Raw genomic sequence first — 20,250 nt, forward strand, 5'->3', positions numbered from 1 at the left:
GTTTATAATTAATGTTGGAAAGTGAGCGGGAACAATATGGGTCGTAAGTGGAATAATATTAAGGAAAAGAAGGCATCCAAGGATGCCAATACAAGTAAGGTATACGCCAAATTCGGTGTAGAAATTTATGTGGCAGCGAAGAAGGGTGAACCGGACCCGGAGTCGAACCGTGCGCTAAAGGTCGTGCTGGAGCGCGCCAAAACGTACAATGTGCCAAAAGCCATTATCGACCGGGCGCTGGACAAAGCCAAAGGCAGCGGCGACGAAAACTACGTGGAACTGCGCTATGAAGGCTTCGGTCCAAGCGGTTCGATGATCATCATCGATGCCTTGACCAATAACGTCAACCGTACTGCCCCTCTGGTGCGGTCCGCATTCAGCAAGAACGGCGGCAACATGGGTGTCAGCGGTTCAGTAACCTATATGTTCGAGCCAACTGCTGTTATCGGGCTGGAAGGCAAAACGGCGGACGAAGTGATGGAATTGCTGATTGAAGCGGATGTCGATGTACGCGATGTGCTGGAAGAGGACGAAGCTGTCATCGTCTATGCTGAGCCTGACCAGTTCCATGCGGTTCAAGAGGTTTTCCGGAGCGCCGGAATTACTGATTTCACAGTGGCTGAGCTGACCATGCTTCCGCAGAACTATGTGACTCTACCAGAGGATGCCGAAGCGCAGTTCGAGAAGCTGATCGACGCTTTGGAAGAACTGGACGATGTGCAGCAGGTATATCATAACGTCGATTCGGAAGAATAGTATTGCGGTCTATAAAATAGAATTGCTTCAAGCGAAAGCCGGACAGGCGGATCTGTGATCTGCTTATCCGGCTTTTTGAAAAGATAACTCCATCCGCGGACTGAAGCGGACAGAGGAGCCCTTATTTTGCCAAAAACCTTACTTTTTCAGCAGTTACGGACTCAGAAGCCGTTATATCGTTCGATGGAGCCTGGAATCAAGGGGGAAGGAACAAATAAGGGCATCTCAGTCCGTTAACCTGCGGAATAGCCGAATCTTCTATCCATAACGGCTCTCCTGTCCGTAACGGCTGCGGATCGATCGCGAAGGAATAGGGCAATCCGTCTTTACCAGCTTCTTCGCAGGTGCTAGTTGGAAAAAGGGAACTTATTTCTCTCGGAACTCAACAATTGTGAGATTGAAGTGGAAAAAGGGAGCTTAATTGGGCCGAATTTCCTTAAAAAGGGCGAAATGTGCTAAATTAGTTACCCTTTTTCCACTTAACCTGCGAGAGAACAGGGGAATCGGGCAAATTAGTTGCCCTTTTTCCACTTGGAATTGACGGAGGACACATAAAGGGTTTCCCTAAGGTGTTAACTCTTGAAAATCCTGCACGGAATACAACAAAGTGTGATTTAAACAGGCCGAATGGGCGAACATCTTGTACGTTATACAACAATCTGTGTCCTAAGTACGCTAAACGGACAAAAATCCTGTGAATTGTACAACAATGTGGGCGCGGCTTCACCAAATGAACGAAAATCCTGCATGTTATACAACAAATGCGGGTTTCGTAACCTTCAGGACCCTATTTACCCGCCATGTTGATTTTGTATATATGCTACACGCTCTAATACTTCTATTTCTCGCTGAAACGGGTACCATCCTTGTAAGGACGGCGAAGCCGATTTGTTCTTAACACATTGATCCTTGTTACCCGGTTTATCCGGGCTGCTGCGCAGGATGCATAATCTTCTCCATGAATTGCCACAATAAGCTGAAGTGACTTATCACATCAGCTTTTGCTTCCGATGCAGTTTTTTTCAGAGCGGAACCATCGGGACATTTGCTCAAAAACTTTTTAGGAGGCCATACAGTGGAGAATCACACCAAACCGGACAAAAATTTGATCAACACGGTCGAGGAACTGGACCGGGTTGCAGTAACCAGTCAGGAAGCACAGCAAATGGAACAGAAGAAGCTCGACATCCGTAAAGAATCGCTGCGGGATGACAAAACCACGTACAAGAAAAATGAGCAGAATACGTATAAGTGAGTGTTATAAATATACGAGTGGCAGGACAAGCTCCTGCCGCTTTTTTTATTTCCGGAAATTTTCACATGATTGAAGGGAGGCTCGATTTGGATATGATATTATAGAAACGAATGTTCTTATGATGTGATAACAGGAAGGTAGGGGGATTATGCCGGAGTTCCGTTTATTAAGTGTTGTACATACGGTTTTGATCTCAGACCAGCAAATCTTGCTGCTGAGACGCTGCAATACAGGCCACGATGATGGTTTTTACGGTCTTCCTTCAGGACGGCTGGATGGTGGAGAACAGTTGGATGAAGCAGCAGCCCGTGAACTGCAGGAGGAATGCGGCGCTGCTGTTCATCTCAAGGATCTCAAGATGCTCGGAGTTATGCATATCAAGACTTTTGATGATGAACGGGTTGATTTTTTCTTCACTGCTAACCGGTGGCAGGGTGAGATTGTAAATGCCGAACCGGATAAATGTGACGATTTGCGATGGTTCCCCATAGACCAGCTTCCCGGGAACATGATCCCTTTTGTGAAGCAGGCTTTGGAGCATTACCGGGAAGGCGTCTGGTTTTCAAGTCATGGCTGGGAATAAGAATAGTTCCATTAATCGAATACAGGTTGTTTACGGTGTTTGGTGTGCTGCTCAAAAGAATACGCTATCGCAATCAGAGCAGGTTCGCTGAACGCCTTATCGGCAAAAGTGACTCCGAAGGGCCTTCCGTTCTCCATGTATCCTGCCGGAACAGCAATCGAGGGATAACCTGCTCTGGCCGACAAGTCTGCACCGATGTAAGCAGGGAACATAATCGCATCCAACTGGTAGTGGTCAATAGCATGGTCAATGCCTTCCCGCTGGGCAAGGTGCAAATCCAAGACCGACTCCTGAATATATTTCCTGTCATTCAAAAGATCGGTGAGGCTTTCTCTATACTCCAGGATATCCTGGCCGTACCGCAGCGCTTGTTCCTTATGATTTTGATTCCAATGGATTAACTCTGACAATGAGTGTATGGGCATATGAGCAGGGAGGTTGTGCAGAAAATTTTGAATTCCATGTTTGAATTCCATATTTATTTTGTTGTACTTCCACGGGCCATGGAATGAGGGGATTTCTATAGGCTTTACAACCTGTGCCCCAGCTTTAGTCAGATCGGAAACAGCCTGATCAAACAGGAATTCATCAATCTCACCGGAAGACAGCACATGCTCAGGCACGTCACAGTAGATTCCGATTCTCGCTCCGCGTAAGCCTTCAACGTTCAAATATCCGGTATAATCCTGTCCCCCGTCAGGTCCTGCATACCTCCAAGTTGCGGGATCGCTTTCATCTCTTCCTGCAAGCACTCCAAGAAGTATTGCTGCATCGGAGACAGTTCTGGCTAGCGGGCCTGCTGTATCCTGTGAGTATGAAAAAGGGATTATTCCCGTGCGGCTGATTAAGCCCACAGTAGGCTTGATCCCGGCAACGGACATTTGGACTGCATACTGGACGAAATACCGTTAGCCCATTCTGTCATATTCGTCTTACCTAGGATGATGGCCCCCGCTTGCCTTAATTTCCGCACTACAAAAGCATCCTCCGGGCTTATATGCTGTGCCAATGCCAAGGCACCGGCACTGGTGTGCATTTTGTCATGGGTACCGATATTATCCTTTAAAAGTATGGGAACACCGTGAAGTAATCCGCGTCTGCCTCCATACTTCCGTTCCAGATCAAGGGCTTCCGCCAGAAAAATTGCATCAGGATTAATCTCCATGACGGCATTGATGTGCGGACCATCCTGATCGTATTCAGCCATTCGGGCTAAATAATAAAATACCAGATCTCTTGAAGTCAGGTTCCCCTGTTCCATAGCCTCTTGTAAATCGAAGATATTTGCCTCGTCCAAATTCAGATTCGCAAATTTATAATAATTCCGCATACACAACCTCCGAAATTCAGTATCTTTTAAAAATAGCGCAAGTTCCTTTGAATGTATCACGATAATGAATTCTTTGGTGGGATTTATTGATTATAACCGACTATTACTGCAAACTATCATCCAAGAATTCTCTGGTACCCATCACTGAAATTGTGTATGCTGGAGTTTGTTTGAACGTTTTTGACATCCATGCAGGAGGCTTTGCGCAATATGGAACATGGCAGTATGGCAATGATTGCGATTTTGGTGATTTGCGGTTTTTTGGCCGGGGTGATCGATTCTGTTGTCGGAGGCGGTGGGCTGATTGCCATACCCGCGCTGCTGTCGGCCGGAATTCCGCTCCCGCTGCTGCTTGGCAGCAATAAATTGGCCGGGACGTTGTGCTCGTTCACCAGTACGGCGTCTTTTGTACGTTCCGGGAAAATTAATTTCGGACTGGTCAAGTTTTTAATTCCGTTTTCTATCGTTGGAGCGGTGGGTGGCTCGCTGACGGTACGGCAGGTGCCTTCGGAGTTTCTGAAGCCGCTTGTGATCGTGATGCTGATCGTGATAACGGTCTATACCCTATTCAAAAAATCATGGGGTGACGTTTCAACGTTCTCCGCTGACAGCAGAAAAACGCTGCTAACCGGCATGGGCATTGCGCTGGTGATAGGTTTTTACGACGGATTCTTCGGCCCGGGGACCGGCTCGTTCCTGATCTTCGCTTTTCTCATGCTGGGTTTTGAATTTGTCACTGCCGCAGGCAATGCCAAGGTGCTTAATTTCGCCAGCAACATAGCAAGTCTACTGACGTTTGCCGCTGTAGGTTCGGTTAGCCTGTACTATGGACTGCTTCTGGGCGTCCCCATGGTAATCGGTGCAATAGTCGGCTCGAGAATCGCCATCCACAAAGGAGCAAGTTATATCCGCCCGCTGTTCATCACAGTTACCGTGATCTTGATCGGGAAGCAAATATGGGATACGATGCACTAAGACCGGCAGTGGAGTTGATAATATGGAGATCCAAAAAGTACATAAGGAAGCCGTCTGGCAGCTGCGGCATGAAGTCATGTGGCCTGAACGGGAACTTGATTATGTGAAGCTTGACGATGACGATGATGGCGTGCATTACGGGTTGTTTGACGGGGACCGGCTGGTATCCGCAGTCTCCTTGTTCATCGTTGGAAAAGAAGCACAGTTCCGCAAATTTGCTACCCGGACAGAGCAGCAGGGCCAGGGCTATGGAAGCCGGCTGCTGCAGCATGTGCTGGATGAAGCGGAGCAGACGGGAGTCAACCGGATTTATTGTAATGCGAGAAGCCACAAGGCCGCTTTTTATAAAAAATTCGGATTGGCTGAAGTACCCGGTACGGCCTTCACTAAGGGCGGTAAAGAATACATCATCATGGAGAAGCACTTCGGCTCCGCCGGAGACAGAAACAGAAAGGAACCCTGATTATGACAAAAAAGCTGTATTACGAGTCGGCTTATTTAAAGGATTGGCATACATCCGTAAGCCAAGTGGTAGAACGCGAGGATGGACTGTACCTGATTCTGGAGGAAACCGCATTCTATCCGCATGGGGGCGGACAGCCTTGTGATGCCGGAACCATTGGCGGAATCCCCGTGCTGGACGTGATCCTTGAAGAAAACGTGGTGCTGCACAAGGTTGAGAGTCTGCCGGCTGGAAGCCAAGTAAGCTGCCAGCTTGACTGGAACCGCCGGTTTGATCATATGCAGCAGCACAGCGGCCAACATCTGCTGTCAGCGGTATTCCGCGAGCTGTTTCAGGCGATGACCTTAAGCTTTCATCTGGGCAATGATTATGCGACCATCGACCTTGAACTCCGGGAGCTAACACCGGATCAGCTGGCGGCTGCTGAGCAGGAGGTCAACCGGCAGGTGGTGCTGGACCGGAATATCGTGAGCTATTTTGTCACCCCTGAGGAAATGGCCAGCCTGCCACTGGTGAAGCTGCCCAAGGTTACGGAGAATATCCGGATTGTTGAGATTGAGGGGGTGGAGCATAACGCCTGCGGCGGGACGCATGTATCATCTACCGGAGCCATCGGGATGATCAAGCTGCTGAGAGCGGAGAAGCAGAAGGGCAACATCCGGATCACCTTCAAATGCGGCGGGCGGGCATTGGATGAAGCCAACGATAATCAACGCATCCTCAGCGCCCTGTCTGCTAAGTTCAACACAGGCAAAGATGAGATTTTGGACCGGATCGGAAAGTGGGAAGCCGAGCAGAAGCAGCTCCAGGCTGAGATGGCTGTACTCAGAGAACAGAACGACATCTATATGGCAAAAGAACTGTTGTCCGGGCTTGAGCCCGAAACAAGAGTAGTTGCACACATCTTCGCGGACAAATCACTTAAGGATTTGCAGAGTCTGGCGACCAAGCTGACTGCAAACACTGAGCTCCCCGTACTGCTGCTGACCGCAATGGAGAACAAAGCGGTCCTGGCTTGCAGCGGCAGTGCCGGATTGTCCTGCGGAGCTTTTTTCAAAGCTCACCTGGGTGAATTCCAGGGAAAAGGCGGCGGCAGCGATAAAATGGCCCAAGCCGGGTTCCCGGCATGGGACGAGGTATTGAAGTTCTATGAGTTTGCTAAAGTAAATTTATAGCATTTGCTATAGCATTCGCATAGAAAAATAGCGCTATATAGAGTGAACTTAAGATCTTTACATTAGGGACTTCGTCGGGACTACGGAGAATGTTTGGACTTCCGGCCGCTGTTGTCTGCAGATTTCTTGATTTGTACCGCTGTTCGCGGTAGAAATCCGCAGACAAAGGCGGACGCTACCGCTCCTTCAGTTCCAAACTTCCCCTCCATCCCTTTTCCCTTTTGTTCGTTTTTCAAGTTCACTCTATATAGTTAGATTGGATTCCGGAATCAGCGCCTTCATTGCAGACCACGATAGCGGATTTTGGGCTTGACTGCACTTCGTGCAATAGAATGCTGATTATTTTGCCTCAAATCGCATTCTGCTGTATTTTGGAGACAATTTCATAATTCAAAACCCTTGCTAGGATTGGTTTTTTTGAGCATAGAAAAGGGAGTACCTCCCCAAATCTCGAAGATATAGGTGACCAAACCAACATCCGAGAATGAAAAGAGGTAATCCCCATGTATTCTATTCGGCAAGAAGAGCTGTTTTCCTTTGAGGATTTGTTGCTGATGCGACCGGAAGATAAATACAGTCAGATCTTTGAACACTTAAATCTCGCTCCGGTCTTGCACGCGCTTGGAAAAAAGAACAACCGTGGGCGGCCGGAAGAACTAAACGTACCCGCGATGATCTACTCGCTGCTCATCGCAAAAATGGAGGGCATCGAGTTTGTATCCGCGTTGGTCCGGCGACTTCGATTCAGCGAGGAATTTCGGGTGCAGTGCCGGTTCACCGGTTCCAACCGCATCCCGAGCGAAGCCTCGTACTCCCGTTTGATTCATGTGCTTGAGCAAACGGGCATGCTCGAGGACCTTCAGGATACTCTGGTGCTGTCCGCCCTGGAGGAAGAGTTCGTTACGGGTATGCATCTCGCTTTGGATTCCTCTATCGTTGAGGCTTGGGATAGCCTATTTAGCGAAGCTGCATCCAAACGCCGCGCGGCCCGCCGTGCTAAAAAGCCAAGTGATGCTCCGGTGGCTCAGCAGCTGCAGCTAGAACTCACCGAGCCCGAGTCCGAGCCTGTGGACGAGCGGCCCAAAAAACCCGTCTACCCGCCTGGACGTCCTTCTGCTGAAGAAAAGGAACGTCGGCGCAAGGAACGGGAAGCTTATGAAGAGAGCCTAGGACCGTTTGAGAAAACCATTGAACAGATGCTGCCCTACACGTACGATGAATTGCTTGCAGCATTACCCCGGCATGCCGCGCGTTGTGACAAGAAAAATGCGAAAGGTAGACTTACCAGTTATTACGGGTTCAAGGCAAATCTGCTGGTCGATGCGGACTGTCAGTATATTCTTAGTGGCTTATGGAGTTCGGCGAATTTGAATGACCAGCGCATGGCGGTTATCCTTCTCAAAGGCCTGCTCCTGAAGTTTCCTAGGTTAAACGTAAAGCATGTCTTGGGAGACAAAGGGTACGACAGCGCAGCCATCTACCAGTTGATTCATTCGTTAGGCGCCTATCCTACGATTCCAATGATTCACCACAAAGAGCCGCCCAAGGGAATGAACTCGGACTACAATCCCGTATGCTCACAGGGGCATACCTACCGCTACGACAGTTTTGATGCCAAGTACGAAACGCTGAAGTATACCCAGCCGAGCCAGTGCAAAGACTGTCCACTTTCCGGTTCCGGCTGCCAAAAGGTGTTTAAAATCCGCATACAAACGGATTTACGCAAGCACACCTATCCCGCAAGAGGTAGCGAGAGCTTTACAGAGCTGTACAAGAAGCGTACGGCAGTGGAGCGAGTTTTTGCATATCTTAAAGAGTATTTTGGCATGAAACGTACGCGTCACCGCGGCGTCCGGGCAAGAGTTGATTTCCAGCTCAGTACACTAGCTTACAATCTCAGCAAGTTTGCGCTAGACAAGTTAAACCAGCGGTTACGCAACTCCCAGCAAGTGGCCTGATTTTTTAAAAAATGACCTTAGATTTTGGCCGAGTCTTGCTATTCAGCAAACTGAATTATGAAATTGACTCTTTTGTGCAACTGATTTAAGGACTTGGAGTCAAAAATAGCTTCTCATGGGAATTCTAATGTAGAGAGTGCAATAGATTGATGTTTTTGACCGATTTATGAGTCATCTGTTGCAGAAACTGCAATAGAATGCGAGCGCGGACCGGGCACTTTATCCATAACATGCTGTGACTTGACAGCAGCGAACCCAAGTCAGTTATAGTATACAAACGCAGCGGGCCTGTCTGATTGGTGCGCTGACCGCCAGCATCTGCCACCTATACAATAGTCTCACTATGTCCAGTGAGATAACGAAGCCTCTCAGCCATCTGGGAGGCTTCCGCTGTATAACCCGGCTCACCCGAGAGCCTTGCTTATTTTTGCGTGCCGCTTAATAATGCTGTTCTGGATTAGCAAATGCAGCACCTTCAATATTCGTATGTAAGATTGCGACCGTGCTTGTTGTGTTCAGGTGAAGGTTAATTGCTTCCCGGCAAAACGGCCAGACTCATCGATCTCAAGAAATACGTTCGCATATGGATGGTAGAAATCAGGGCATAACTTCTCATCGGAGAATTCCGTTTCACCTGTATCGGGATTCAATATCGACAAACCATTTTCTGGTCCCCACATTACAACCCTGCCGTTCACTGCGGCAATTTGTCCTTGCGGATAATACATGCTTCCATTGATTAGTGGTTTCGTCCGGTAAGCAGGCACTGGAATAAACAGCCCCTTCTGTGCACCAGTTTGCACATCGAATATAGCCAGAAAGTGAGAAGAAAGGTGTTCGCCATAATCCTTCATTTCCTCCTCCTCGTACATATCGATGGCCAGTTGACCCCAAACAGCCAGGGTAGACGGATCGAGCCAGACTACGGGTTGGTCCCAGTCCTCCATCAGCTGCCCAAGCTTCCGCAAGGTAGCTCCATCCTCCGATTCCCAGCAGTTACTGAGCCAGGCCGAAAGACTCCAGGATCGTATTGAAGCAATAGGGTGCCATATCCAACCTGTATCAATGATCCAGTCCCCTTGAGGAGAGATATGAATTTTGCCATGAAAATAATCGAGACTATGTTCCGGGTATTGTCCGTCAGCAAATGATGGACTCTGGCGGGCAGACATATTTTCACCAGAACGGACATCCAGCAGATCCAACCGATTCCATTCTGAACCGTGAATTAACAGCGTCCGGCCCTCATGTTCAGCAAAAGCGAGCGGGAAAGTACAGACGTCATAATGATAATCCCCCCGTGACAGAAGCATGATCAGCTTGAAATCTTGAAGATCGTACAGCGCGGCGTACTGGCCGAATCTTCCTGAAACCGCAGCGAAGCGTTCATCTGCCGAAACTATAATCTGGACGGGTTCCTGCAATTCCAGACCGGGAATATCCACATGCAGCAGCATTGCGGCGCGTCCAGTATGCAAATCGATGCGCCAGAGATCACTATTCTGATCCAGCGCAAGCAGAGAGACGGCATCTTTGCCGGTTCCTTTTATAGCCTGAATTGCTGCAAGTTTTCCCGGATTCGGCACAAGGTCAGGAAATGGTAAGATGTTAATAGTCATTGTTCATACCCCCGTGTCCCCGCTTTTCCGGAAAGATTTCCTATGAAAATCAGTAATGCGGCGGAACAAAGCTTGTCCATCATCCGTAATGGCAAAGTCCCGGGTGAGCGGCATCACCATGGCCCGGTAAGGCTCAGGAATCCAGATATATTGATGCACATACTCCGTAGCTATACAACCGCAGTGTTCCCAAAAATGGACCCGTGCCGCATCTTCTTCTGTATGACCTGCTTCGACTTCAATCAGAACCGCCTGAATGTCATACTTCTGCACCGCCCAGTCGCGGATCAGTTCCAGAAACTGTCTTCCCAGTCCCTGGCCGCGCAGCCCGGCATCTACAGCCATATAGTCGATAATTAGCATTCGTTCCCCCGCAGGTCCGCTGAGTCCTGTAACGGCCATAGCCGCGAGTTTTCCGTCCTGGTATCCGGTATGCAGCCAGGCGATTTGTTTATCCAGCATGGCATGCAGAATGCCTACTGGTTTGGCGCCGTGCGGGAAAGCTTCCCGGTAGAGCGGCTCCATCGCGGCCCACAGCGCGTCATCCCACTTATCGTAAGTTTTGAATTCAAGTGTCATGTATGTCGCCTCCACGATCATCATAGCAGAGCGGATCTAACGAAGTAAAATCAAAACAGGCTCCTATTTTGCAACTTTTCCCAGTACAAAGCGTCCAATTCCTTAGGACAATTTAAAGGAGACTCTGCGAATGAGAAAATGGAAGCAATCACTGGCCGTTTTTGCTGCAATTTGGTTTGCCTTAAGCGCCGGGACAGTACATGCCAGGGAAAATGGAATTGTATTAAACGACAAGCATACCCCGATGGGCAGCAGTCAGATCATTGTGGAAGGTGCGACATGGGTTCCGTTGAAGGAACTAGCTGATTCGATGGGCTATGCACTCTCCTGGAATCAGAAGACTGCAACCGCTCAGCTGGTGCGTCCGGGACGCGAAGTGACTTTTACAGCCAAATCCAAGAAGGTGAAAACAAATGATTCACTCATAACCCTCCCCAAAGCCCCGAACATTCTCAAAGGGAAAGTGTACGTTCCCTTGGTATCTTCAGTCAGTATCCTGGGCGGCGAAATCTGGACGGACAAGGGCAGCGGCAACATCATGCTGGTGGATGAACCGCGGTTTACTTCGGCAGCCATCCAGAGCAGAACTTATTGGGTATCTCAAAAAAGCGGAGAAATCTTCCTGAGTGCTTCAGCAGGGAGCAAGCCGGAATCCATAGGGACCTTTCCACTGGGCGAAACGCCTTACTCTCTCTGGTTACAGATCAAAAGTGCGGGGAACGGCAGCGATTTACTGCTTTTGATAGACAAACACTACGCTATGTTCAATGACTTCAGCAATGGCTACCAGGCCCTAATTAAGAACGGTAAAGTTCTGAAGCAAATGGACTATCATTATATCATTGTCTCCTATCCGCATGCTGCGGAGATCCCCACAAAACAGCTGTATATGACAGACGGCAAAAACGTGCAGTATATCAATGCCGACGGCAGTCTTGGCAAGCTGTTTGAGCTGGAGAAGAGTACAGGAAGATCAGGTGACTTTACGGTTGAGTATGCAGCTGAAGATATCGCGCTTGTCCGTAATCTGGAGCATACCGAGCTGTTTGCGGTCAATACCCGCTCAGGGGAAACCACGAATTTAAGCGCGAAGCTGATTAGCTCAGCTGACCGCAAGGATTGGGACAAGGCTGATGGCAGGGACCCTTATGTGGTGACTAAAATGCTGGTACTCAAAAAACGCGAAGGAAATGTGCTGACCTTCAACTATACAGGTATGATGGATGAAAAAGTGCATCAGGTGGTTTATACCATAACCAAATAATATCTGTATCGCACATGCTGCACCTTATAGGACTCTGATCCAAGCTTAGCCTGGATTAGAGTCCTTATTTGTGGCCGGCGCTTTGCCTTCAAACAAATTCCGCACAAAAAATACATATTTCAGCATCAGAGGTTAGCTTATAGATAAACTATAATGAGATAACGGGTTTGGCATAATGAAAAACTATATTTTTTAAAAGGGTGGTACGCGCTTGAAAGTGGTGTATAGTCAAATCAAATGGTTGTGGGGAAAACTGCTGCCCCCAATGTTTTGCGTTGTGATTGCGTATATTGTTTTATTGATACTTAGAATTTATGCTCCCTCTGTGTTCAGCCAGGATTACATAGGTTATGAAAAACAGCTGATAATATTAGCTTATATAATAGCAGCCTTAGCCATATGCTGGAGGGGCTTGGGAGGATTTCGGGGAGCAGGTTCAGGCATTAAAAATCCGCTGCAGGACCGTTTTTTTCTGCTCATGAATGGCGTTGCTGCAGCAGTAGTCATTGATCATCAAAGTAATGACCGGAATAAAGACTGGTCAGGACCCTTATTTTCGGATCTCTATGAGATAACATTTATAATCTGTTTATCTGTATTAGTTCTATTAGGGATAACGCTGCTCTTTACAATCTACAGAAAATTCCGGCGTAAAGTGGATGATAACAATAGCACTACCCAGCATGAACTGAATTTCAGAACAGAATCCTCTCTGGGTAAAGAGGGGCGGGATGCGCTGAACAGGGAAGCGTTTGCCGGACACGTTGCCGCAACCATTGAAAAGCATACAGCAAAAACAAATGAAGGCGCATTAACCATTGGTTTATATGGACCATGGGGTTCAGGAAAAACTTCAATTTTTGACCTGATGGAAAGGGAATTTGACAAAAGTAAAAGCAATCCGGTTATTGTCCGTTTCCAGCCCTGGTTTTTCGGTAAGGATTATATGAATCTGATACCCGAATTTTTAAATAAGCTCATAGATTCTATTAAAGAGCATTCCAGAGCCTATGATGCCGGGCTGATCCGCGATCTGAAAGCTTACCGGAAATTCCTGACCCCAATCAGTCTGCGTCCGCCGGGGTTAATCATTAACTTCAAGGATTTACCTGTTAATACCGAATTCAGCAAAGAATATATGGATGCCGAAGATATGCGGAAGCAAATTGTAGAACGGCTCAAGCTCGCTGATATCAAGCTTATCGTTCTTATCGATGATCTGGACCGGCTGGACAATAAGGAGATTCAAATGGTGTTCAAGCTCGTGCGGATGATCGCTGATTTCCCGAAGACCACTTATATAATTGCTATGGATGAGGAGATCGTTACAAATTCACTGGCACAGATGTATTCCAAAGACTTCGTCAGGGATGTAGGGAAAGAATATCTGGAAAAATTCATTCAAATTCCGCTCTACATACCTGCTTGTGATCCCGTGCTTCTGGCCAACCTGGGGTGGGAAATGCTCGAGCCCATTCTTAAAGCTGAGGAAATACTTGTTACCCCGATACAAGTCAAAGATATTCTAATGCAGATGGAAATTTCTCCGCGTAATTTGCAGCGCTTAAGTAATCTTTACCGGTTGTATTTGCCGTTGCTGCATAGAGATGTGTTTCCATTGGATCTGCTTAGTTTACTGTTGATTAAAGTGTCAAAACCCGGTTTGTTCGAATTCATTCTCAAGCACAGCGATTTTTTCCTTGGTAAGCTAAAGGAGGATAAGATGCGGACAGAATTGATGGATAAATTAAAAGCTGCCTATGCTCCCTATGTTGCGCCTCTGAAAAAAATGTTTCCATCCATAAATTATAAAGAAATCAAAACGGAGTGGATCATACAAAAGAGAATCGGTACACCTGAACACTTTTGGACTTATTTCATGTACTCTATGCCGTATCAGAAATTATCCGAAGCGGATATGGATTCTTTCTATTTAGCGCTGGAACAAGGGTTTATGGAGGCTGAAAAACAGCAGTCGTATTTAGTAAACAAAACCTCTCCACATGAATTTCACAAGAAACTGGGAGAGAAAATAGATTTGTCTACAGACGGAAGGAACCTGTTGCTGTTTGCATATTTATTTACTACATTCAATAAAGAGTATAACAAAGAGAGATCATATTCATACAGCTATGAACGGAAAACGATTATATCGCTGTTTGCCCGTTTGTATGGAAGCCCTGAAGAACAGTCTGCTCTCAAAATCCTGTTTAATGACAACGAAACAAATCTGTCTTTGCTGGGTATGATTTATGATCAGAAGGTTGGCGGAGAAGGATTGAAACAGCAGATAAAAAACTATTTATCTGTACATTTCAGCTATCCGGTTTTGATGGAGCATCATGAAGAGGATATTGAGCGGATTTTTACGGCTTGGTCGGAAACTGCAGAGGAACACCAAAAACGTAAGATATTGAAGGCATGGTCTATGGAATATGGCGTTGGTGCAACTATAAGGTTTCTCATGATTGACCAGCCTTACGAGGATAAGGTCTTATTAAATTCTTATATAACCGTTCTTCAATATGTACCCATATTTGTCATAAGAGAAGAATTGGGGAAAATGGAGCCTATCACTTCACGCAAAATGATGAATGAGGAGTTCAAGAAGGATAGTGATCCTTACCTGATTATTCTTAATTATATGGATAACACTGTGTATGATTATGCTATAAAGGAGTTGACTGAAATCTATAATAACAATGGGACACCAGAATATAGTTTTTCACAAGCAATTGAAGACCTATGCGAATTTGGAGATTCTGAGCGAATTAGGGACATCCGCAGTTTGCACACTCAAATACAATTACAAAATCATATTCAGGAAAACCAGATAGATCATTAGAACGGGAGGCTTATAAGACTGAAGCAGCCCCCCATACCCGTGGAGGTGGATAGCATCACTTTATGAAGAATATTACCATCGGACTGCTCGCGCATGTCGACGCCGGTAAAACAACTTTTGCCGAGCAGCTGCTTTATCATACACGGGCAATACGCAGCCGGGGCAGAGTGGACCATAAGGATACCTTTTTGGATACCCATGAAATTGAAAAAGCCCGCGGGATTACTGTATTTGCAGATCAGGCGGAGTTTATCCTTGGCGGCACGCGGTATTTTCTGCTGGATACTCCCGGACATGTCGATTTCTCACCGGAGATGGAGCGCGCGCTGCAGGTGCTGGATTATGCTGTAGTGATTGTCAGCGCCGTCGAAGGTGTGGAAGGCCATACGGAAACCGTCTGGCAATTGCTGCGCAATCACGGAATTCCGACCTTCTTTTTTATCAATAAAACGGACCGTACCGGTGCCGATCCACAGCGTGTGTTCGAGGAAATCCGCAGCGGGCTGAGCAGCAGCGCATGGCTGCTCCCGCAATCAGAATGCGGTAAAATATCTGAGGAGTTGAAGGTGTTTCTGGCTGAACGCGATGAACGGCTGCTGGACGCATATCTCGAAGGGTCATTGAACGATACCGGTTGGCGGGAAGCATTGCGGTCCATGGTCCGGGAAGGCACCATATTCCCGTGCATGGAGGGCTCAGCTTTGCAGGATGTGGGCATTGATGTTTTTCTGGACGTGCTGAAGTCTCTGACCGTAACAGATTATGATGCCGGACTGCCTTTTGCAGGCAGAGTGTACAAAATCCGTCATGATGAGAAGGGGACCCGGATTACCTATATCAAAGCGTTGCAGGGAGTTCTCAAGGTAAGGGAAGAGCTGAAGTATGGAGCGTCAGAGGATGCCGAACCTGAGCGGATTACCGGCATCCGCAAAGTGAATGGCCTGAAATATGCCTCCGTGGATTGGGCAGCGGCGGGGGAGCTGTTTGCAGTCACCGGGCTGTCGGCCGTGAGGCCGGGAGACGGTGTCGGGGTTTTGCAGGACAGGCGGGACAGTGAGCTGGTTCCAACGCTGAAGTCCAGGGTGCTGTTCGAGCCGCCGGTGCATCTGAAGGAGGTGCTGACAGCCTTTCAGCTACTGGGAGCAGAAGACCCTTCTCTGAATGTCAGCTGGGATATGACATTGCAGGAGCTGCATATTCAGGTGATGGGCCAGATCCAGCTAGAGATTCTGGAGCAGATCCTGCGGGAACGGTTCATGATTCCAGTGGCGTTTGGCCCGCCGGAGATTCTGTACAAGGAGACAATAGCCGCTCCGGTGTATGGCTGCGGACATTTTGAGCCGCTGAAGCACTATGCCGAGGTTCTGCTGCGAATTGAGCCGGGTGAACGGGGCAGCGGCCTGGTATTCATCAACGAGTGCCACACCGATGATCTTGCAGCCGGTTATCAGCACCAAGTCGGGCAATATCTGCTGGAGAGCGGACATCATGGATTGCTTACGGGTTCGCCGCTCACAGATCTGCGGATGACACTGCTGAGCGGAAGAGCGCATAACAAGCATACGCATGGCGGTGATTTCCGGGAAGCGGCGCTCCGCGCCTTGCGCCAGGGGCTGGAGCAGGCTGAGAATATCCTGCTGGAGCCGGTCTATGACCTCAAAATCAGGATAGACACCGGTGACTTGGGGAAAGTAATGACAGACATCCAGCAGGCGAACGGCAGCTTCAGTCCCCCGGAGATCACCGGGACCAAAGCGGTGATCTCCGGCAAGGTGCCGGTAGCCACTTTTTTGAATTACGCTGTCCGGCTGGCTGCACTGACACAGGGGAAAGGCGCACTCTCGCTTAAGGTTGCGGAGTACCAGCCCTGCCACCAGACGGAGTCAGTCATCGCACTCAAAAATTACAATAAGGATGCCGATCCGGCGTATCCCTCATCCTCTATCTTTTGTGCCAAAGGCCAGTCCTACTCCGTCCCATGGGATGAAGCACAAGCGCACATGCACATCACTAACGAAGCAAGAAGCTGAGGAGGATTACTGGAATGATGAACGGAATCATCGATAAAGTTGCCTGGATTGTAATCTCAGATGGAAGAGTGCTGGGTGCGCGTTCCAAAGGTAAAGATACTTATTATTTTCCCGGAGGAAAAAGAGAGTCCGGTGAGACGGATGTCCAGACGCTGATCCGGGAAGTCAAAGAAGAGCTGTCCGTGGACATCCTGTCCGGAACAGTCAAGCCTTTTGGCATCTTTGAAGCTGCCGCCCACGGCAAAGCGGAAGGCGTACAGGTGAAGATGGCTTGTTTTACAGCCGATTACACCGGAGAATTGACTCCGGCCTCGGAAATTGCCGAGATTGCTTGGCTTGCCTATGAAGACAGGGAGCGGGTGTCGGCTGTCAGCCGGATGGTTTTTGACCAGCTCCATGAGCTGAAGCTGCTGGATTAATGTACATGTGCGGCAGCTCAGCGTATAATTCAAGCCCGTTGGAAGCCCTTCTGCGGCTACAGACGGGCTTTCTGCCGTACCCTGATAATCCTCTTCGAGTACCGGTTTCTATGCTCAGGACATATGTCCTACCGCAAATCCTGAATATGTCTTTTAATGAATACAGAGATTAAGACAGAGGAGAGAAGTCATGAAAGGGATTATTTTTGCTTTTATCGGCGGTGCCTGCATTACACTGCAAGGGGTGGCCAACGCCAGGATCAGCCAGGATATTGGCACCTGGCAGGCTGCAACCATTACCCAATTTACCGGATTCGTAATGGCGCTGATGATTCTGCTGTTCGTGCGGGATGCGAAGAAGCAGGGGTTTAAGCAGGTCAGCCCTTTATATCTGTTCGGCGGGGCGCTGGCCGCATTTATTATTTTCAGCGAAGTTACCGCGATTCAGGGCATCGGTGTGACCCTTACCATTTCCGCACTGCTGATTGCCCAGCTCTGCCTGACCTTTCTGATTGATATCAAAGGGTGGTTCGGAGTTGTGAAGCAGAAGATGCGGCTGCCGCAGTTTATCGGGATCGGGATGATGGTTGCCGGTGTGGTGATTTTGAAATTATAAGGACGGGAGCGGGCCATGAAAGAAATTCAGGATTCAGAGCAGGTTCAGGCATACATTGCGGCACATTCCCTGGCGGCTATTTTTAATGAACAGCTTAGTGGTCATCTGCATCTCTACAGCTTCGCACAAGGGGAGCATATCTGCTCCAAAGGTGATCCTTCCGGGTATCTTTACGTTCTGGTCAAAGGAAAGCTAAAAATCTTCACCACCACGCCTGAAGGAAAAATGCTGATTATCTCCTTCAAAACACCGCTGGAGCTGATCGGTGATGTCGAATACATTCAAGGCACGGAAATGATTAATACGGTGGAGGCCGTATCCCCGGTGCATATGCTCGGCATAGAATACCGCTGGCTCAACAAATACGGCCGGGATTATCCGCCGCTGCTGCATTTTATGCTGGAAATGATCACCCACAAGTTCTACCGTAAATCGAATTTCCTCAGCTTGAATCTGATGCATCCTGTAGAGGTGCGACTTGCCAGTTATTTGTTATCTATCTCCTATGATGAATCCGATCCTAACTTTACCGGCCAGCTGAGTACGATCAACCTGACCGATACTGCCAATTTTATCGGAACGAGCTACAGGCATTTGAACCGGGTCATTTACAAACTTACACAAGACGGTCTGATCGAACGGGGAAACGGACATCTGCTGGTCAAAGACAAGGCCGGGCTGGCCGCACTCGCGAGCCGCAATATTTATGAACCGAACGGAATGGAGTGAACTAGAAATGTTAATAGGATTAGTACTGGCGCTGGCCGCCGGTTCCCTGGTAAGTTTGCAGAATATTTTCAACAGCAAGGTCAATGAGCATACGGGGTCATGGTCCACTACAACCTTGGTATTGGGCATGGGGTTTATCGCTTCCCTGCTGATGGGACTGCTTATGGAAGGCAAAAATATGTTCACCCTGCAGCATATGCAGCCCTGGTATTGGTTCAGCGGCATGATCGGCGTAGGCGTAGTCATCTGTCTGGTGCAGGCCACCCGGCTGCTTGGGCCTACTTATGCCATTTCCATTGTGCTTACCTCACAGCTTGGGTTTGCGCTTCTATGGGATTCACTGGGCTGGCTGGGCCTGACCAAGGTGCCTTTTTCCTTCAATCAGCTTATCGGAGTACTCATCATTGTTGGCGGGATTCTGGTGTTCAAGCTAGGAGGAGCGCGTGAGCCTCAAAGTGATTCCTCAGCAGGCAAGCCGCAGCAGGTATTGAATTTGAAGTGAAAGTGAGCCTTCTGCGGCATCTGAAAGAAGCAGTAAAAAGTAAAAAACGCGCATCCGTATGGCGACGGGTACGCGCTTTTTTTATGCTTCAGATGGACAAGCCAGACTCTGACGGCGTTTTACTGCCAAGCAGTGCGCTTCTCCATTTCATATAGACTGCCCAGGCGTCACCGTTGTCCAGCAAATGTTTGCAGGTATAGACACCTTCTTCAATCGAATTGACTTTTCCGGCCAGATGCAGCCGGGCAGCCCCATTAAGCAGCACCTGATTGTAAAAGGCGATATGTCCGCCTCCTTGCAGCACAGCTTCCGCTGCCGACAATTGAAGCCGGGGAGTCCAGTCCATTTCCGGCACCGGCGTTTCCAAGCCCAGCAGTTCCGGATCAATAATGTCCAGGTGGGCCGTTCCATCGGCAACGTAATACACCCGGTTCGGCCGGTCGATATAGAGATCCTCGGAGCCTTCCGCTCCTTGCACGACCAGTCCTTTGCGGTAGCCAAGCTTGAGAATCATTCTGGAGATGCGGTCAAAGACCGTATTGTGATAGATTCCAAATACAATGTAGGGAGAGCAGGCGTAATCAATGAACTTTTCTACCGTATTAAAGATCGTCCGCATGCCAAGATCCTCACGAAGATGGCGGAGGGACGCAAGAGGCGGACACCACGCTTCTGAGTGGGCGTACAGCACACCGCTTTTGCCTGCAGATTCCACCATTTCAGCCCGGCTGAGCGCAGTCACCTCAATCCCCGATTCCTGAATAATATCCTGCAGGGTGATCCCCCATTTCGGCGGTAATGAGGCTGACCCGTGAAGGGTGACAGGCAGACCGGCCGCAGCGCATAAGAAGGCAGCCGGGAATGTTGCGGCAAAAGACTTCTTCCGGCCATCATAAGGCCCGGCGCAGTCCAGCCCCTGCTGTACCGGTTCACGGTGGGCGTATTTGCGGCAGACAGACACAAAGGCCTCCAGCTCTTCAATGCTCTCCAGCTTGATCCGCTCCGCAATCAAAAAGGCACCGATTTGCACGGGGGAAGCAGTCAGACCCAGAATTGCCTCAGCTGCGGATTCTGCTTCCTGGTAGCTTAAATCACGGGCCCCCCGTTTGCCCCGGGCGACTTCTTTTAGAATATTAATCATATGGGATTCTC

General features: G+C 48.6%; 17 protein-coding genes and 1 pseudogene. 14 read left to right on the top strand and 4 right to left on the bottom strand.

All coding sequences use genetic code 11. From position 1 onward, the window contains the following. The first annotated feature begins 36 nt into the window (after window positions 1-36). From PRIO_RS16700 to PRIO_RS16710, 3 genes are all read left to right on the top strand, one after another. A complete protein-coding gene (locus PRIO_RS16700; RefSeq protein WP_020426248.1) occupies window positions 37-756 on the top strand; it encodes a YebC/PmpR family DNA-binding transcriptional regulator in 720 nt (239 codons plus the stop codon). 1,075 nt (window positions 757-1,831) lie between these two features. Next, window positions 1,832-2,011 (top strand): hypothetical protein, encoded by a 180-nt coding sequence (locus PRIO_RS16705; protein WP_020431278.1) that lies wholly within the window; start codon window positions 1,832-1,834, stop codon window positions 2,009-2,011. A gap of 148 nt (window positions 2,012-2,159) precedes the next feature. Then, a complete protein-coding gene (locus PRIO_RS16710; protein WP_020431277.1) occupies window positions 2,160-2,594 on the top strand; it encodes an NUDIX hydrolase in 435 nt (144 codons plus the stop codon). Between the two features lie 11 nt (window positions 2,595-2,605). On the opposite strand, the pseudogene PRIO_RS16715 reads toward PRIO_RS16710, so the two are convergent. Next, window positions 2,606-3,924, bottom strand: a pseudogene (locus PRIO_RS16715) (amidase family protein). Between the two features lie 210 nt (window positions 3,925-4,134). On the opposite strand from PRIO_RS16715, the gene PRIO_RS16720 reads away from it, so the two are divergent. The 4 genes from PRIO_RS16720 (at window position 4,135) to PRIO_RS16735 (ending at window position 8,495) form a co-directional block, all read left to right on the top strand. Next, window positions 4,135-4,899, top strand: coding sequence for a TSUP family transporter (locus tag PRIO_RS16720; RefSeq protein ID WP_020431276.1), 765 nt, complete (start codon window positions 4,135-4,137; stop codon window positions 4,897-4,899). A 22-nt stretch (window positions 4,900-4,921) separates the two neighbouring features. Then, window positions 4,922-5,362: a GNAT family N-acetyltransferase gene (locus PRIO_RS16725; RefSeq protein ID WP_020431275.1), complete on the top strand. Its 441-nt coding sequence runs from the start codon at window positions 4,922-4,924 to the stop codon at window positions 5,360-5,362. Window positions 5,363-5,364: 2 nt separating this feature from the next. Next, on the top strand, window positions 5,365-6,537 hold the full coding sequence (locus PRIO_RS16730) for an alanyl-tRNA editing protein (RefSeq protein ID WP_020431274.1): 1,173 nt from the start codon (window positions 5,365-5,367) through the stop codon (window positions 6,535-6,537). 503 nt (window positions 6,538-7,040) lie between these two features. Next, window positions 7,041-8,495, top strand: coding sequence for a transposase (locus PRIO_RS16735; protein WP_046501121.1), 1,455 nt, complete (start codon window positions 7,041-7,043; stop codon window positions 8,493-8,495). Between the two features lie 515 nt (window positions 8,496-9,010). On the opposite strand, the gene PRIO_RS16740 is transcribed toward PRIO_RS16735, so the two are convergent. After that, entirely contained in the window at window positions 9,011-10,114 is a 1,104-nt protein-coding gene (locus PRIO_RS16740; RefSeq protein ID WP_020428383.1) for a hypothetical protein, read from the bottom strand. A gap of 3 nt (window positions 10,115-10,117) precedes the next feature. Next, a complete protein-coding gene (locus tag PRIO_RS16745) occupies window positions 10,118-10,693 on the bottom strand; it encodes a GNAT family N-acetyltransferase (protein WP_020428382.1) in 576 nt (191 codons plus the stop codon). A gap of 130 nt (window positions 10,694-10,823) precedes the next feature. Here PRIO_RS16745 and PRIO_RS33935 point away from each other — a divergent pair, with 130 nt between their 5' ends. The 7 genes from PRIO_RS33935 to PRIO_RS16780 all read left to right on the top strand — a co-directional run bounded on the left by PRIO_RS33935 (window position 10,824) and on the right by PRIO_RS16780 (window position 19,098). Continuing rightward, window positions 10,824-11,957, top strand: a complete 1,134-nt coding sequence (locus PRIO_RS33935) for a copper amine oxidase N-terminal domain-containing protein (protein WP_020428381.1) — start codon at window positions 10,824-10,826, stop codon at window positions 11,955-11,957. A gap of 217 nt (window positions 11,958-12,174) precedes the next feature. After that, a complete protein-coding gene (locus PRIO_RS16755) occupies window positions 12,175-14,802 on the top strand; it encodes a KAP family P-loop NTPase fold protein (RefSeq protein ID WP_231869951.1) in 2,628 nt (875 codons plus the stop codon). Window positions 14,803-14,864: 62 nt separating this feature from the next. Then, the gene (locus PRIO_RS16760) at window positions 14,865-16,832 is read left to right on the top strand and encodes an elongation factor G (protein ID WP_046503616.1); all 1,968 of its coding nucleotides are present in this window, start codon (window positions 14,865-14,867) and stop codon (window positions 16,830-16,832) included. Window positions 16,833-16,849: 17 nt separating this feature from the next. Further along, window positions 16,850-17,251, top strand: a complete 402-nt coding sequence (locus PRIO_RS16765; RefSeq protein ID WP_039788417.1) for an NUDIX hydrolase — start codon at window positions 16,850-16,852, stop codon at window positions 17,249-17,251. Between the two features lie 190 nt (window positions 17,252-17,441). Continuing rightward, window positions 17,442-17,867, top strand: coding sequence for a DMT family transporter (locus PRIO_RS16770; RefSeq protein ID WP_020428618.1), 426 nt, complete (start codon window positions 17,442-17,444; stop codon window positions 17,865-17,867). Between the two features lie 15 nt (window positions 17,868-17,882). Further along, entirely contained in the window at window positions 17,883-18,596 is a 714-nt protein-coding gene (locus tag PRIO_RS16775; RefSeq protein WP_020428620.1) for a Crp/Fnr family transcriptional regulator, read from the top strand. Window positions 18,597-18,603: 7 nt separating this feature from the next. Continuing rightward, complete coding sequence (locus tag PRIO_RS16780; RefSeq protein WP_020428622.1) at window positions 18,604-19,098, top strand: DMT family transporter; 495 nt, start codon at window positions 18,604-18,606, stop codon at window positions 19,096-19,098. Between the two features lie 88 nt (window positions 19,099-19,186). Here PRIO_RS16780 and PRIO_RS16785 read toward each other — a convergent pair whose 3' ends face one another. Continuing rightward, a complete protein-coding gene (locus tag PRIO_RS16785) occupies window positions 19,187-20,239 on the bottom strand; it encodes an anthranilate phosphoribosyltransferase (protein WP_020428624.1) in 1,053 nt (350 codons plus the stop codon). Between the last annotated feature and the right edge of the window lie 11 nt (window positions 20,240-20,250).

The sequence above is a fragment of the Paenibacillus riograndensis SBR5 genome (assembly GCF_000981585.1).
Lineage (GTDB): Bacteria > Bacillota > Bacilli > Paenibacillales > Paenibacillaceae > Paenibacillus_AQ > Paenibacillus_AQ riograndensis.

What these genes read in the sequence shown, in the direction of transcription:
- PRIO_RS16735 (WP_046501121.1), top strand. Translation starts at nt 7,041, where the DNA reads ATGTATTCTATTCGGCAAGAAGAGCTGTTTTCCTTTGAGGATTTGTTG.
- PRIO_RS16765 (WP_039788417.1), top strand. Translation starts at nt 16,850, where the DNA reads ATGAACGGAATCATCGATAAAGTTGCCTGGATTGTAATCTCAGATGGA.
- PRIO_RS16745 (WP_020428382.1), bottom strand. Translation starts at nt 10,693, where the DNA reads ATGACACTTGAATTCAAAACTTACGATAAGTGGGATGACGCGCTGTGG.
- PRIO_RS16725 (WP_020431275.1), top strand. Translation starts at nt 4,922, where the DNA reads ATGGAGATCCAAAAAGTACATAAGGAAGCCGTCTGGCAGCTGCGGCAT.
- PRIO_RS16740 (WP_020428383.1), bottom strand. Translation starts at nt 10,114, where the DNA reads ATGACTATTAACATCTTACCATTTCCTGACCTTGTGCCGAATCCGGGA.
- PRIO_RS33935 (WP_020428381.1), top strand. Translation starts at nt 10,824, where the DNA reads ATGAGAAAATGGAAGCAATCACTGGCCGTTTTTGCTGCAATTTGGTTT.
- PRIO_RS16785 (WP_020428624.1), bottom strand. Translation starts at nt 20,239, where the DNA reads ATGATTAATATTCTAAAAGAAGTCGCCCGGGGCAAACGGGGGGCCCGT.
- PRIO_RS16770 (WP_020428618.1), top strand. Translation starts at nt 17,442, where the DNA reads ATGAAAGGGATTATTTTTGCTTTTATCGGCGGTGCCTGCATTACACTG.
- PRIO_RS16710 (WP_020431277.1), top strand. Translation starts at nt 2,160, where the DNA reads ATGCCGGAGTTCCGTTTATTAAGTGTTGTACATACGGTTTTGATCTCA.
- PRIO_RS16760 (WP_046503616.1), top strand. Translation starts at nt 14,865, where the DNA reads ATGAAGAATATTACCATCGGACTGCTCGCGCATGTCGACGCCGGTAAA.
- PRIO_RS16720 (WP_020431276.1), top strand. Translation starts at nt 4,135, where the DNA reads ATGGAACATGGCAGTATGGCAATGATTGCGATTTTGGTGATTTGCGGT.
- PRIO_RS16700 (WP_020426248.1), top strand. Translation starts at nt 37, where the DNA reads ATGGGTCGTAAGTGGAATAATATTAAGGAAAAGAAGGCATCCAAGGAT.
- PRIO_RS16780 (WP_020428622.1), top strand. Translation starts at nt 18,604, where the DNA reads ATGTTAATAGGATTAGTACTGGCGCTGGCCGCCGGTTCCCTGGTAAGT.
- PRIO_RS16730 (WP_020431274.1), top strand. Translation starts at nt 5,365, where the DNA reads ATGACAAAAAAGCTGTATTACGAGTCGGCTTATTTAAAGGATTGGCAT.
- PRIO_RS16775 (WP_020428620.1), top strand. Translation starts at nt 17,883, where the DNA reads ATGAAAGAAATTCAGGATTCAGAGCAGGTTCAGGCATACATTGCGGCA.